The 12,753-nt window shown below is 54.1% G+C and carries 15 protein-coding genes; 7 read left to right on the top strand and 8 right to left on the bottom strand.

All coding sequences use genetic code 11. The annotated features are described in order from the left end of the window. Positions 1-428: 428 nt before the first annotated feature. From manX to mntP, 5 genes are all read left to right on the top strand, one after another. The gene (manX, locus tag HWQ14_RS14130) at positions 429-1,391 is read left to right on the top strand and encodes a PTS mannose transporter subunit IIAB (RefSeq protein ID WP_148418039.1); all 963 of its coding nucleotides are present in this window, start codon (positions 429-431) and stop codon (positions 1,389-1,391) included. Positions 1,392-1,437: 46 nt separating this feature from the next. After that, positions 1,438-2,238, top strand: coding sequence for a PTS mannose transporter subunit IIC (gene manY, locus HWQ14_RS14125; RefSeq protein WP_003859914.1), 801 nt, complete (start codon positions 1,438-1,440; stop codon positions 2,236-2,238). Positions 2,239-2,250: 12 nt separating this feature from the next. Next, on the top strand, positions 2,251-3,102 hold the full coding sequence (locus HWQ14_RS14120) for a PTS mannose transporter subunit IID (protein WP_176610059.1): 852 nt from the start codon (positions 2,251-2,253) through the stop codon (positions 3,100-3,102). A 54-nt stretch (positions 3,103-3,156) separates the two neighbouring features. Continuing rightward, positions 3,157-3,615: a DUF986 family protein gene (locus HWQ14_RS14115; RefSeq protein WP_176610058.1), complete on the top strand. Its 459-nt coding sequence runs from the start codon at positions 3,157-3,159 to the stop codon at positions 3,613-3,615. Between the two features lie 398 nt (positions 3,616-4,013). Further along, on the top strand, positions 4,014-4,580 hold the full coding sequence (mntP, locus tag HWQ14_RS14110; protein ID WP_148418041.1) for a manganese efflux pump MntP: 567 nt from the start codon (positions 4,014-4,016) through the stop codon (positions 4,578-4,580). Here mntP and rlmA read toward each other — a convergent pair. The 6 genes from rlmA to mgrB form a co-directional block, all read right to left on the bottom strand. Further along, on the bottom strand, positions 4,577-5,392 hold the full coding sequence (gene rlmA / locus HWQ14_RS14105; RefSeq protein ID WP_176610057.1) for a 23S rRNA (guanine(745)-N(1))-methyltransferase: 816 nt from the start codon (positions 5,390-5,392) through the stop codon (positions 4,577-4,579). The two genes, mntP and rlmA, sit on opposite strands and share 4 nt — an antisense overlap. A 40-nt stretch (positions 5,393-5,432) precedes the next feature. Further along, complete coding sequence (gene ftsI / locus HWQ14_RS14100) at positions 5,433-7,178, bottom strand: peptidoglycan glycosyltransferase FtsI (RefSeq protein ID WP_176610056.1); 1,746 nt, start codon at positions 7,176-7,178, stop codon at positions 5,433-5,435. A 216-nt stretch (positions 7,179-7,394) separates the two neighbouring features. After that, positions 7,395-7,604, bottom strand: a complete 210-nt coding sequence (cspE, locus tag HWQ14_RS14095; protein ID WP_001062678.1) for a transcription antiterminator/RNA stability regulator CspE — start codon at positions 7,602-7,604, stop codon at positions 7,395-7,397. Positions 7,605-7,616: 12 nt separating this feature from the next. Then, a complete protein-coding gene (locus tag HWQ14_RS14090; protein WP_148418044.1) occupies positions 7,617-7,760 on the bottom strand; it encodes a DUF2627 domain-containing protein in 144 nt (47 codons plus the stop codon). A 671-nt stretch (positions 7,761-8,431) separates the two neighbouring features. Then, positions 8,432-8,719: a YebO family protein gene (locus tag HWQ14_RS14085; protein ID WP_148418045.1), complete on the bottom strand. Its 288-nt coding sequence runs from the start codon at positions 8,717-8,719 to the stop codon at positions 8,432-8,434. Positions 8,720-8,794: 75 nt separating this feature from the next. Further along, positions 8,795-8,938, bottom strand: a complete 144-nt coding sequence (mgrB, locus tag HWQ14_RS14080) for a PhoP/PhoQ regulator MgrB (RefSeq protein ID WP_148418046.1) — start codon at positions 8,936-8,938, stop codon at positions 8,795-8,797. A gap of 160 nt (positions 8,939-9,098) precedes the next feature. On the opposite strand from mgrB, the gene HWQ14_RS14075 reads away from it, so the two are divergent. Next, entirely contained in the window at positions 9,099-9,338 is a 240-nt protein-coding gene (locus HWQ14_RS14075) for a YobH family protein (RefSeq protein WP_148418047.1), read from the top strand. 63 nt (positions 9,339-9,401) lie between these two features. On the opposite strand, the gene kdgR is transcribed toward HWQ14_RS14075, so the two are convergent. Beyond that, the gene (kdgR, locus tag HWQ14_RS14070; RefSeq protein WP_148418048.1) at positions 9,402-10,193 is read right to left on the bottom strand and encodes a DNA-binding transcriptional regulator KdgR; all 792 of its coding nucleotides are present in this window, start codon (positions 10,191-10,193) and stop codon (positions 9,402-9,404) included. A gap of 177 nt (positions 10,194-10,370) precedes the next feature. Between kdgR and HWQ14_RS14065 the strand changes: the two genes are divergently transcribed. After that, positions 10,371-11,744 (top strand): MFS transporter, encoded by a 1,374-nt coding sequence (locus tag HWQ14_RS14065; RefSeq protein ID WP_176610055.1) that lies wholly within the window; start codon positions 10,371-10,373, stop codon positions 11,742-11,744. Positions 11,745-11,795: 51 nt separating this feature from the next. On the opposite strand, the gene htpX is transcribed toward HWQ14_RS14065, so the two are convergent. Continuing rightward, on the bottom strand, positions 11,796-12,677 hold the full coding sequence (gene htpX / locus HWQ14_RS14060) for a protease HtpX (RefSeq protein WP_003859899.1): 882 nt from the start codon (positions 12,675-12,677) through the stop codon (positions 11,796-11,798). Positions 12,678-12,753: the final 76 nt, after the last annotated feature.

Here is a 12,753-nt window from a genome sequence, read left to right as displayed (position 1 = left end):
CCCCGGTACGGTTGGGCAGATCACAGGGAATGAGCGATGGTGCGTGGCGAAGATCGCCGTTGAAGAAGGCGCGGGATGGCCTGATAGATGACTGACGTCGGTGACGGTCCATATAGTGGGCTGTAGCCCTATACTCCTGAATTATTAAACGGAGGCTAAACATATCAGAGACAAGTGGTTTTTAGCAAAGATTTACGTTCCTTTGCAATCTTCTGTAACACACGCGGTTTACCTTACAGAAAAATCTGTAAGGCGTAGCTAAATTACGGATCTTCATCACATAAATTATTTTTTCACTATCTAAAATAATTCGCGGAAGTCTTAGTTTTTAGAACTCTAACCCTTATCTGAATCGATTCGGTTCGCCAATACGATTCTCAATACGCCTGCCTGGCAGACGTATCAATGATAATAAAAGGAGGTAGCAAGTGACCATTGCTATTGTCATAGGCACACATGGTTGGGCTGCGGAGCAGTTACTCAAAACGGCAGAGATGCTGTTGGGCGAGCAGGAAAACGTCGGCTGGATCGATTTCGTTCCCGGTGAAAACGCCGAGACGCTGATTGAAAAGTACACTGCTCAGCTGGAGAAACTGGATACCAGCAAAGGCGTGCTGTTTCTCGTGGATACATGGGGCGGCAGCCCGTTCAACGCTGCCAGCCGCATTGTCGTCGATAAAGAGCATTATGAAGTCGTCGCCGGGGTGAATATCCCGATGCTGGTGGAAACCTTTATGGCGCGCGACGACAACCCGGGCTTCGATGAACTGGTGGCGCTGGCGGTGGAAACCGGCCGCGAGGGCGTGAAGGCCCTGAAGGCACAGCCGGTTGAAAAACCCGCCCCTGCTCCCGCGGCACCGAAAGCGGCAGCCCCGGCGAAGCCAATGGGCCCGAACGATTATATGGTTATCGGCCTCGCGCGTATCGATGACCGTCTGATCCACGGGCAGGTGGCGACGCGCTGGACCAAAGAGACCAACGTACAGCGTATTATCGTGGTCAGCGACGAAGTGGCCGCCGACACCGTCCGTAAAACCCTTCTTACCCAGGTTGCACCGCCGGGCGTCACCGCGCACGTTGTGGATGTCGCCAAAATGATCCGCGTTTATAACAACCCGAAATACGCGGGCGAGCGCGTGATGCTTCTGTTCACCAACCCGACAGACGTCGAGCGCCTCGTTGAAGGCGGCGTGAAAATCACCTCCGTTAACATTGGCGGCATGGCATTCCGTCAGGGCAAAACGCAGGTCAACAACGCGATTTCAGTCGATGCGAAAGATATCGAGGCCTTCAACAAGCTGAATGCACGCGGTATCGAACTGGAAGCCCGCAAGGTTTCCACGGATCCGAAACTGAAAATGATGGATTTGATCGGCAAAGTGGGGAAATAAGCCCGGGCCGGTTTTCACATAAAGCTTATGTAATAGGAGAAGTACAATGGAGATTACCACTCTTCAGATTGTGCTGGTGTTCATCGTCGCATGTATTGCGGGTATGGAGTCCGTACTAGATGAATTTCAGTTCCACCGCCCTCTGGTGGCCTGTACGTTGATTGGCGCCGTTCTCGGGGACATGAAAACCGGTATCATCATCGGTGGTACCCTGGAAATGATCGCCCTCGGCTGGATGAACATCGGTGCGGCAGTGGCGCCGGATGCGGCGCTGGCGTCCATTATTTCAACCGTTCTGGTTATCGCCGGTCATCAGAGTATCGGCGCCGGTATCGCACTGGCCATCCCGCTGGCCGCTGCGGGACAGGTGCTGACCATCATCGTTCGTACTATCACCGTTGCCTTCCAGCACGCGGCGGATAAGGCAGCCGAAAACGGCAACCTTACGGCGCTCTCCTGGATCCACGTTTCATCCCTGTTCCTGCAGGCGATGCGTATCGCGATCCCTGCGGTTATCGTGGCGATCTCCGTCGGTACCAGCGAAGTTCAGGGCATGCTGAACGCTATTCCTGAAGTGGTCACCAGCGGTCTGAACATCGCCGGGGGTATGATCGTGGTGGTTGGTTATGCGATGGTCATCAACATGATGCGCGCAGGCTATCTGATGCCATTCTTCTACCTCGGCTTCGTTACCGCGGCGTTCACCAACTTCAACCTGGTTGCGCTGGGCGTGATTGGTGCAGTGATGGCGATTCTCTACATCCAGCTCAGCCCGAAATATAACCGCGTGGCGGGTGCTCCGGCGCAGGCTGCTGGTAACAACGATCTCGATAACGAACTGGACTAACAGGTGAGCGACATGGTTGATATGACTAAAACTACCACTGAGAAAAAACTCACTCCGGGTGATATTCGTGGCGTGTTCATCCGTTCTAACCTGTTCCAGGGTTCGTGGAACTTCGAACGTATGCAGGCGCTCGGCTTCTGCTTCTCCATGGTGCCGGCCATCAAGCGCCTGTATCCGGAAAACAACGAAGCACGTCGCCAGGCGATTAAGCGTCACCTGGAATTTTTCAACACCCATCCGTACGTCGCCGCGCCCGTTCTCGGCGTGACGCTGGCGATGGAAGAGCAGCGTGCGAATGGCGCAGAGATTGACGACGGTGCCATCAACGGTATCAAAGTCGGTCTGATGGGGCCGCTGGCAGGCGTGGGCGACCCCATCTTCTGGGGTACCGTGCGTCCCGTCTTTGCGGCTCTGGGTGCCGGGATCGCCATGAGCGGCAGCCTGCTTGGTCCGCTGCTGTTCTTCATCCTGTTCAACGCGGTGCGTCTGCTGACCCGTTACTACGGCGTGGCGTACGGTTATCGCAAAGGGGTGGATATCGTTAAGGATATGGGCGGCGGCTTCCTGCAAAAACTGACCGAGGGGGCGTCAATCCTCGGCCTGTTTGTGATGGGAGCGCTGGTTAACAAGTGGACGCACGTGAACATCCCGCTGGTGGTATCGACCATCACCGGTCAGGATGGCCAGACGCGCGTCACCACCGTGCAGACCATTCTGGACCAGCTGATGCCGGGCCTGGTGCCGCTGCTGTTGACCTTCGCCTGTATGTGGCTGCTGCGTAAGAAAGTAAACCCGCTGTGGATCATCGTTGGCTTCTTCGTCATCGGTATCGTGGGCTACGCCGTCGGCCTGCTGGGTCTGTAATAAACTGCGTTATCGACCGGGGGCTTGCCCCCGGTCTTTTTATCTGGAGGATGAATGACTGTCACGGACACCGTACTGGTTTTGTTTATTGTTGCCCTTCTGGCTTACGCGATCTATGACGAGTTCATTATGCCTCGCCGCCACGGCAAGACGCTGCTGACCCTTCCCCTCTTACGCCGTGGACGCATTGATGCGTTTATCTTCGCCGGCCTGGTCGTCATCCTGATTTACAATAACGTGACCAGCCATGGTGCAATATTAACCACATGGTTATTATGTGCGCTGGCCCTGATGGCGATTTACCTGTTCTGGATCCGTTCGCCAAAACTCATCTTTAAAAAACACGGATTTTTCTTCGCCAATGTGTGGATAGAATATAACCGTATTAAAGAGATGAATTTATCCGAAGACGGCGTGCTCGTCATGCAATTAGAACAGCGCCGGCTGCTTATTCGGGTCAAAAATATTGATGACCTTGAAAAGATCTACAAACTACTTCTTAAAACTCAATAGCTTAATATTATAGCACCGGCTATATAACGCGATATTCTTTCGCACTCAGTATAGCCGTTGCTATATCTTGCTTGCGTAATAACTTATATTTATTAACGATATTTTCATGCATAAACCTAAATGAAAATCGTTATCAAACAATAAGCTAAATTACGCCTTCTTCATTGTTGTTTTATATTCTCAAAATATGTTAAGGTTGCGCCCGTCGTTGGGGAGTAGCCGATTTCCTGCATGCAGGAAATGTACGTGTCAACATACTCGTTGAAAAACGTGGCGCGTACGGATCGCTTTCAGCACGTTATCGTGCCAAAAGGATCAGGCGAGACCATAGATACATCAACTGCTGTTTACTGGGGGCAGTGATGTGTCATATGGATATCCCCGGTCTGGACGCTCTGATGAATATCTCCGCTACGATCCTTCTCGCTTTTGGCATGTCCATGGACGCGTTTGCCGCCTCCATCGGTAAAGGTGCCACGCTCCATAAACCTAAATTTTCTGAAGCACTGCGTACCGGCCTCATCTTTGGCGCTATCGAAACGCTGACGCCGCTTATCGGTTGGGGTCTGGGAATGCTCGCCAGCCAGTTCGTGCTGGAGTGGAACCACTGGATTGCCTTCGTGCTGCTGGTCTTCCTCGGTGGACGCATGGTGATTGAAGGTGCTCGCGGTAACGGCGACGACGAGGAAGCGCCGCTGCAACGCCACGGCTTCTGGCTCCTGGTCACCACAGCGATTGCCACCAGCCTGGACGCGATGGCCGTCGGCGTTGGTCTGGCCTTCCTTCAGGTCAATATTATCGCCACCGCGCTGGCGATTGGCTGCGCGACGCTTATCATGTCGACGCTGGGAATGATGGTTGGCCGGTTTATCGGCCCGCTGTTAGGCAAGCGAGCGGAAATTCTGGGCGGTATCGTGCTGATCGGGATTGGTGCCCAAATCCTCTGGGCACACTTCGCGGGTTAAGCGTCGCGCTGCCAGCAGTGGATGCTGAAATCCGTCTGGCAGCGAAATTCTGCGCAGGTCGCTAACGTTTCCCATACCTCTGGTTTTGCCCGCCACGCGAACGGCGTCATTTGCAGCAGCGCCACGGCTTCACTTCCCTGCAGCGTCATTTCATACCCCACCGACTGCGCCTGCGTTAACGTAAAGCCCGCCAGCTGTTCAGAGTGAGGCGCATGCAGGCGCACGTCATCGTAGATTAGCCCCTTCAGCTCCATCAGATGGCATGGCCCGGGCGTGACGGTGATAACCCACCCGCCGGGCTTAACGACGCGCGCCAGCTCCTCTGCCTTACAGGGCGCATAGATGCGCACTACGGCATCCATACTCGCATCCTCAAACGGCAGCCTGTGGCTGGAGGCCACGCAGAACGTTACGGCGCAGTAGCGTTTTGCCGCCGCGCGGATAGCCACCTTCGACACGTCCAGGCCGAACGTTTCAGCGCCCTTCTCTCGCGCCACGTCAGCAAACGCTGCGGTGTAGTAGCCTTCGCCGCAGCCGATATCCAGCACGGCGGAGGCGGCATCCGTCAGGCTTTCAGCCAGCCGGTGTGCAACGGTGTCCCTGAGCGGCTGGTAGTGCCCGGCATCAAGAAACGCCCGGCGCGCCTGCATCATCTCTGCGCTGTCTCCCGGATCCCGGGACCGCTTGTGCTGCACCGGCAGCAGGTTCACATAGCCCTCCTTCGCCGTATCAAACTGATGGCCCTGCGGACAGGTAAAGCTTTTCTCCGAGCGCGTCAGCCGCGCGTGACAAAGGGGACAACTGAAAGACATGACAACTCCGGGGACGTAAACCAAAGGGCGAAGTGTACCGCTATTCGCCGGGGTTATAAACGGCTGGGTTGCGCATCACAATCAGATGGTCAGAATCTGCCGGCAGCCCGTCGGGCTTCACGTTTTCCAGGCGCAGGACGTTCCCCATAATTTCGCTAAACACCGGCGCGGAAACGGCTCCCCCGTAATAGGCGCCGTTTTGCGGATCGTTGATCACCACCACCAGCGCAAAGCGGGGATCGCTCGCGGGCGCAACGCCTGCGGTATACGCGACGTATTTATCCACGTACTTACCGTGCTCATCGATTTTTTTGGCCGTCCCGGTTTTTATCGCCACGCGGTAGTTACGCACCGCCGCCTTTATCCCACCGCCGCCGGGGAGCGCGACGCTCTCCATCATGTGCTCCACCTCGTGAACAATCTGTTCGGGCATCACCCGTTTGCCAATTACCGGCGGATCGATACGGGTGATCGACAGAGGACGTTCAATCCCGTAGCTGCCGATGGTGGCATACACGTGCGCCAGCTGGAGTGGCGTTACCATCAGACCATAACCGAACGCGAAGGTCGCCCGATCGAGCTGACTCCAGAATTTTCGCTGCGGCAGTAAGCCCGAACTCTCCCCGGTTAAGCCAAGCCCGGTACTCTCACCAAAACCAAAGCTTTTATAGGTATCAAGCAGCCGCTGTACGGGCATTGCCAGAGAAAGACGGGACACGCCCGTGTCGCTGGATTTTTGCAGGATCCCGGTCATCGTCAGCTCCGGGTAGTAGCCCACATCGCGAATACGGTGACCGTCAATGGTGTAGGGATGGGTATCTATCACGCTGTCAGGCTGAACCAGCCCCTGCTGAAGCGCCGTCATCAGCACCAGGGGCTTGACGGTTGAGCCGGGTTCGAAGGTGTCGCTGATAGCGCGATTGCGAAAATCATCCAGCGTCGCTCCTTCCCTGTTGTTGGGGTTGAAGTCCGGGAAGCTCGCCATCGCCAGAATTTCACCCGTATGGATATCGATCAGCACCGACGCGCCTGACTCGGCTTTGTTCCACGCCACGGCGTTATCCAGCGCGTCCTCCGTGATGGTTTGCAGGCGTTCATCGATACTGAGCTGGATATTATGCGCCGGTACGGGCGCCACCTCGGTGAGGTTCTCCACCACGTGCCCGTAGCGATCTTTCCTCACCTGCCGCACGCCAGCCTTTCCGGTGAGCTGCGCATTAAAGCTTTTCTCAACGCCTTCAATGCCCTGACCGTCAATGTTCGTAAAGCCGATAAGGTTAGCGGCCACGTGCCCGGCAGGATAAAACCTCCGGGATTCATCCCGAAGGTTGATACCCGGAAGGCGCAGCTTATCGATCCACTTAGCCTGGGCGGGATCGACCTGACGGGCGAGATAAATAAATCGGCCATGCGGATTGCCGTTGATGCGCGACGCAAGCGTGCTCAGGGAGAGGTGCAAGGCGTTTGCCAGCGCCTGCCAGCGCGAATCAAAACCCACTCCACCTTTTTCCAGTACGGTTTTCGGATCGGCCCAGACGGCCTGGACAGGTACGCTTACCGCCAGCGGGCGTCCTTCACGGTCAACGATCATTCCCCGCGGGGCGTCGATTGGCACTTCGCGCAGGGAGCGCATATCTTCCTGCTTCACCAGATTGTCCGGTTTGACGATCTGTAACCACGCCACCCTGCCCAGCAGAAAGGCCAGGCTGCAAAAGATAGCGAGACACAGAAGAGCAAAACGCGCCGGCGTAAAATTTCCGGTGGCCGTTATAGTATTTTTTTTCACCTTAACCCCAGGGCTGTTAAACAACGCACTGATTTAACGGGAAAAGAGGACGATAAGGCGGGAAAACAATGCTAATAACCTCGCAGCTTTGCAACAAGTTACTAACAGGGAAGGATTACGTAATAATTTGAGAAATAAACGCATAAAAAAGCCCCGCATCGGCGAGGCTTATGTCTGAGATCGAAGCGCCTGGCGCTTCAGTCAGCAGTGATTCGATCAGATAGCAGTTACGTTAACCGCAGCTGGGCCTTTCTGGCCGTCCTGAATTTCGAACTCAACGTTCTGGCCTTCAGCCAGAGTTTTGAAGCCGTTACCCTGGATTGCAGAGAAGTGTACGAACACGTCTTTGCTGCCGTCAGCAGGAGTAATGAAGCCAAAACCTTTAGACTCGTTGAACCACTTAACTTGACCTTTAATCTTTGCCATTTGCAAAATTCCTTAGAGTGTTTTCTTAGCCCGCAGGCATAACTGAGATAAAACTGAGACATTACTGCATGAGGCACTAATATAAGGTTCGGCAGAGAAGCGGTATTCAACGACAACGTGTTTACTCAGGACTTCTTTACTGAAAATGCCACACATAAACAGAACTGTACCTCGTTTGACCCAAACCGTGTTATCACATACAACGTTTAATATGGCAAGCCATTTTTAAACGTGTCTCGATCCGCCGCACAAACTCTGGCGTTACTTCGCCACACTCCGCACAGTTATGCGTATTGCAAAGTAAAGCACCAGCCGTTTTACCTGCCCTCGGGGTGCACTGACGCGCCCTGTAATCAAAGACTTTTTAAACATAGCTCAACTATTTCAGGTCGTCCATATTCCGCCAAACATTTCTTTAAAAGAATGACTGAGTTAGAACATTTTGTGAAAAGTTATGCTGAAATCTTTGCAATGCACCAAAACTGTGACACGCAATATTCAATGTTAAATACCTCTCACTAACTGTATTAAAATTCACCATTTAACAGTCGTTGTTATGCACCAAAATAATGAAATTTTTATGAACGTGCCTCAAAAGAAGGCAAGCAAAACGTTTCGATTAAAATAAAACACTTCTGGAAATTTAAAGTACATTCTTTATTCAACGAAACGGCACCCGTTATATGCGGATAATTCTTCGCCATTTTTCAGCGCACTGAATCAATAGTTAAGTGCTGCTTAATATTAGGAGGGGATTTTACGGGAGTTTGTTGTTCAGGGAGGAGATTTACGCCGTACGCTCGGGCCACCTCCCCGTTCGGGGCAGACTATCGTTCGGCCACCAGACGAATGAAGTCTTCATCTTCTTTTTGCTGAACCGCGGCTTCCTTCGGCACGTCTTTCGCCTCCGGTTCGTTGGCTTCACACAAACGACGCAGCAGCGCATTCTGGCGCTTCTGCTGATCGAGTAACGCTTCCAGCAGCTCAATCTGCTCGTTTGTACGGGAACTGGCACGGTTAACGTAGAACCACAATACCAGCCCAACAACCAGCACAACCAAAGCCATCACCAGGGATGCAATGCTCAGCAGCCCCGCATTCAGTAACTCACCCATCTTACCACCTCAGTAAAAAAAGCCATTTTACCACTGCCGCAGGGGAAGGAAATCACCCAGCGAAAAAATGACGATCTACCATGGGATAAACTGATTAATTGAACAAATGCCGCTAAAGAACTGTACATCCTGATCGCACATCACGTTGATAGTCTGCGTCCACAGCACTACGCATGCCACCAACACTATAATCAGAATTACCCAGCGTATTTTTTTCACTCCACACTCCGTTTTATCACCTGATGTAGCCAGGTTATCACGGCTATCTTAAACAGGGGCTAACTGTACCCGCAACAGACCCTTTTAGGAATCGTGCACTTGTTTCACTGCGTAAACCCGGTACGCTTACCCTATGACAACAAAGAAAAAAGAGGCATTAATGCGTTTAATTATTCGTACGGTTATTGTACTGGCCATCGTGTGGATTGGCCTTCTGTTAAGTGGGTATGGCGTATTAATGGGGAGCAAAGAAAATGCCGCGGGCCTGGGTATCCAGTGCAAGTATCTGACCGCGCAGGGCGTGAGCACGGCCCAGTACATTCATTCAGACAGCGGGATTATCGGGCTGACCAACTGCCCGGTGCTGCGTAAAACGTCTGTAGTGGTTGATAACGGCTAAGCCTGGTTAAATACATTTTACAAAAACGCCGCAGTAATGCGGCGTTTTTAATGGGTGCAAGGATCAGAACGGGTAGTCGTTATAGCCCATCTGCTCTGAAATTTTGCGCGCGGCGGTGTGCAGAATCGCCACGTACTCATGGAGACGCTCTTCAGAGAATCGCAGCGTAGGGAACGAAATGCTCAGGCCCGCAATCACAACCCCGAAGCGGTCGAACACCGGCACGCCGATGCAGCGCAGCCCCTCTTCCTGCTCTTCGTTATCTTCCCCGTAACCCTGTTCACGGACCTTATCCAGCACGGCCAGCAGCTCATCGGTACTGGTGATGGTGCGGTCGGTACTGCGTTTGTATTCCACGCCGTCGAGGATCTGCTTCACCTCTTCGCGATCGCGCCAGGCCAGCAGCACTTTACCAATTGCGGTACTGTACAGCGGGTTGCGGCGACCGATACGGGAGTACATGCGCAGGTTGTACATGGAGTCAATTTTGTGGATGTAAACGATGCTGTCTTCATCCAGCGCGCCGAGGTGAATCGTCTCTTTCGTCAGGCGCGAAAGCTCGCGCATCTGAATGTCCGCGCTGCGGATCAGATCCACGTTTTGCAGCGCGCGGGCGCCCAGCTCAAACAGCTTCAGCGTCAGAGAATATTTTTCTGATTCACCTTCCTGTGCGACATAGCCCAATGATTTCATTGTCTGCAAAAAGCGATAAACGGTGCTTTTCGACATCATCACACGCTGCGATAACTCTGTAATACCAATTTCACGCTCTTCTCCGAGCGCCTGCAAGATGCCAAACACCTTCAGCACGGAAGAAACAGAATCTGGCTGCTTATCCAAATCTGCAATTGCCATTTATCACCTCATGGAGAGTGTTTTATAAAAATCAGAACCGGTTTTTATTATAAATTCGTGCGGTGCGTGCTGCAATCAATCTGGGTTTACTTCGTTACAAATCTGCGACATAAAACTGAAATAACGATGCTAAAATAGTTACCCTCAAAATAATTTCACCCTGAGCCATTTTTTTCCATGCAAAAACACCTTTCTGATGGCCTGCCCTTACCCCAGCGGTACGGCGCAATTGCCACTATTATCATCGGTATTTCGATGGCCGTCCTTGACGGCGCTATTGCCAACGTTGCCCTCCCCACAATAGCCAGCGACCTTAACGCGTCTCCGGCAAGCTCAATCTGGATTGTGAACGCGTACCAGATAGCGATTGTGATTTCACTCCTGTCACTCTCGTTCCTGGGCGATATGTTTGGCTATCGCCGGGTTTACCAGTGCGGGCTGGTGGTGTTTACGCTCACCTCGCTCTTTTGCGCCCTTTCCGATTCACTGCATACCCTGACGATAGCGCGTATCGCCCAGGGGTTCGGCGGCGCGGCGCTGATGAGCGTCAACACGGCCCTGATACGGCTCATCTATCCCCATCGCCACCTTGGGCGCGGCATGGGGATTAACTCGTTTATTGTCGCGGTGTCGTCTGCCGCCGGGCCGACGATTGCCGCCGCGATTCTCTCCGTGGCGTCGTGGCAGTGGCTGTTTGCCATCAACGTGCCGCTGGGCATTGTGGCCATCTTCTTCGCGCTGCGTTATCTCCCGGAGAATGGTCCGAAAAGCACCGTGCCGCGTTTCGACCTGCCCAGCGCAGTGATGAACGCGCTGACGTTTGGCCTGCTTATTACCGCCCTTAGCGGCTTTGCGCAGGGGCAGTCGCTGACGCTAATCGCCGCAGAAGTTGTGGCTATGCTCACCGTCGGCTTTTTCTTCGTTCATCGCCAGCTGGCGCTGCCGGTGCCGTTATTACCGGTAGACTTGCTGCGCATTCCGCTGTTTTCACTCTCGATTTGCACCTCGATCTGCTCGTTCTGCGCCCAGATGCTGGCGCTGGTTGCCCTGCCGTTCTTCCTGCAGAGCGTAATTGGCCGTTCGGAGGTGGAAACGGGCCTGTTGCTCACGCCCTGGCCTCTGGCAACGATGGTGATGGCCCCGCTGGCCGGATACCTTATCGAGCGCGTGCATGCCGGGCTGCTGGGGGCTATCGGGCTGGTCGTGATGGCAATAGGGCTGTTCTCGCTGGCGCTGCTGCCCTCGTCGCCAGGCGATCTGGATATTATCTGGCGCATGATCCTGTGCGGTGCAGGTTTTGGTCTGTTCCAGTCACCCAACAACCACACCATTATCACCGCCGCTCCTCCGCAGCGCAGCGGTGGCGCCAGCGGGATGCTGGGAACGGCGCGGCTGCTGGGACAAAGCACCGGGGCCGCCCTGGTGGCGCTGATGTTCAATCTTGCCGGGCAACACGCGACCCACGTTGCGCTGCTTACCGCCGGAGCGCTGGCAACCCTCGCGGCTATCGTCAGCGGGCTTCGCGTCACCCAGCCGCGGGTACAGGCATAAAAAAACCGGGCGGAGAGAGTCTCCTGCCCGGCTTTTTCCAACCCGATAGCGTTACTTCAGGTATTCACCGCTGCGCAGCGCTTCAATGCGTTTATCCAGCGGCGGGTGAGACATAAACAGCTCACTCAGCGACTTCGACTTGCCGTTGATGCAGAAAGCCATCATGCTGTTCGCTTCCTGCGGCTCGTAGCTGGTTTTCAGACGCTGCAGCGCGGCAATCATCTTCTCACGACCTACCAGCTTCGCTGAGCCGGCATCCGCATGGAACTCGCGGTGGCGGGAGAACCACATGGTAATGATGCTTGCCAGAATGCCGAACACCAGCTCCAGCACCATTGAAACCGCAAAATAGATCAGCGGGTTACCGTTGCTCTCTTCACCCTCGTCACGGTTGCCCCCCATAAACCCGGCGGCGATCTGCGCCAGAATACGGGAGATGAAGATAACGAAGGTGTTCACCACGCCCTGGATCAGGGTCATGGTGACCATATCACCGTTGGCAATGTGGCTGATCTCGTGGGCAATAACCGCTTCCGCTTCGTCACGGCTCATGTTTTGCAGCAGACCGGTACTGACGGCCACCAGAGAGGCGTCACGACGCGCGCCGGTGGCAAAGGCGTTGATATCCGGCGCGTGGTAAATGGCCACCTGCGGCATGGCAATGCCCGCCTGCTTTGACTGCTGAGCAACCGTGCTCATCAGCCACTGTTCCATATCGTTACGCGGCTGTTCAATAACTTCACCGCCCACGGATTTCAGCGCCATCCACTTCGACATCAGCAGTGAAATGAAGGAGCCACCAAAACCAAACAGCAGCGCCATAATCAACAGACCCTGAACGCTGCTCGACTGAATTCCCGTCAGGCTTAGCACCAGCCCGAAAACCACCATTACCGCCAGGTTGGTGAGCAGGAAGAGCGCGATTCGCATCATAATATTCTTTTAACCTCAGTTTAACAAAACGCACTATGCGATTACCCACATCGTATGGGTATTCCGGCTATTTTCA

It is taken from the genome of Enterobacter cloacae, assembly GCF_013375935.1.
In the GTDB taxonomy this organism is placed as follows: Bacteria; Pseudomonadota; Gammaproteobacteria; order Enterobacterales; family Enterobacteriaceae; genus Enterobacter; species Enterobacter pasteurii.
This window is presented reverse-complemented; position numbering and strand designations above follow the sequence as displayed.

What these genes read in the sequence shown, in the direction of transcription:
- manY (WP_003859914.1), top strand. Translation starts at nt 1,438, where the DNA reads ATGGAGATTACCACTCTTCAGATTGTGCTGGTGTTCATCGTCGCATGT.
- HWQ14_RS14120 (WP_176610059.1), top strand. Translation starts at nt 2,251, where the DNA reads ATGGTTGATATGACTAAAACTACCACTGAGAAAAAACTCACTCCGGGT.
- HWQ14_RS14115 (WP_176610058.1), top strand. Translation starts at nt 3,157, where the DNA reads ATGACTGTCACGGACACCGTACTGGTTTTGTTTATTGTTGCCCTTCTG.
- mntP (WP_148418041.1), top strand. Translation starts at nt 4,014, where the DNA reads ATGAATATCTCCGCTACGATCCTTCTCGCTTTTGGCATGTCCATGGAC.
- rlmA (WP_176610057.1), bottom strand. Translation starts at nt 5,392, where the DNA reads ATGTCTTTCAGTTGTCCCCTTTGTCACGCGCGGCTGACGCGCTCGGAG.
- cspE (WP_001062678.1), bottom strand. Translation starts at nt 7,604, where the DNA reads ATGGCAAAGATTAAAGGTCAAGTTAAGTGGTTCAACGAGTCTAAAGGT.
- HWQ14_RS14090 (WP_148418044.1), bottom strand. Translation starts at nt 7,760, where the DNA reads ATGTGTGGCATTTTCAGTAAAGAAGTCCTGAGTAAACACGTTGTCGTT.
- HWQ14_RS14085 (WP_148418045.1), bottom strand. Translation starts at nt 8,719, where the DNA reads ATGGGTGAGTTACTGAATGCGGGGCTGCTGAGCATTGCATCCCTGGTG.
- HWQ14_RS14075 (WP_148418047.1), top strand. Translation starts at nt 9,099, where the DNA reads ATGCGTTTAATTATTCGTACGGTTATTGTACTGGCCATCGTGTGGATT.
- kdgR (WP_148418048.1), bottom strand. Translation starts at nt 10,193, where the DNA reads ATGGCAATTGCAGATTTGGATAAGCAGCCAGATTCTGTTTCTTCCGTG.
- HWQ14_RS14065 (WP_176610055.1), top strand. Translation starts at nt 10,371, where the DNA reads ATGCAAAAACACCTTTCTGATGGCCTGCCCTTACCCCAGCGGTACGGC.
- htpX (WP_003859899.1), bottom strand. Translation starts at nt 12,677, where the DNA reads ATGATGCGAATCGCGCTCTTCCTGCTCACCAACCTGGCGGTAATGGTG.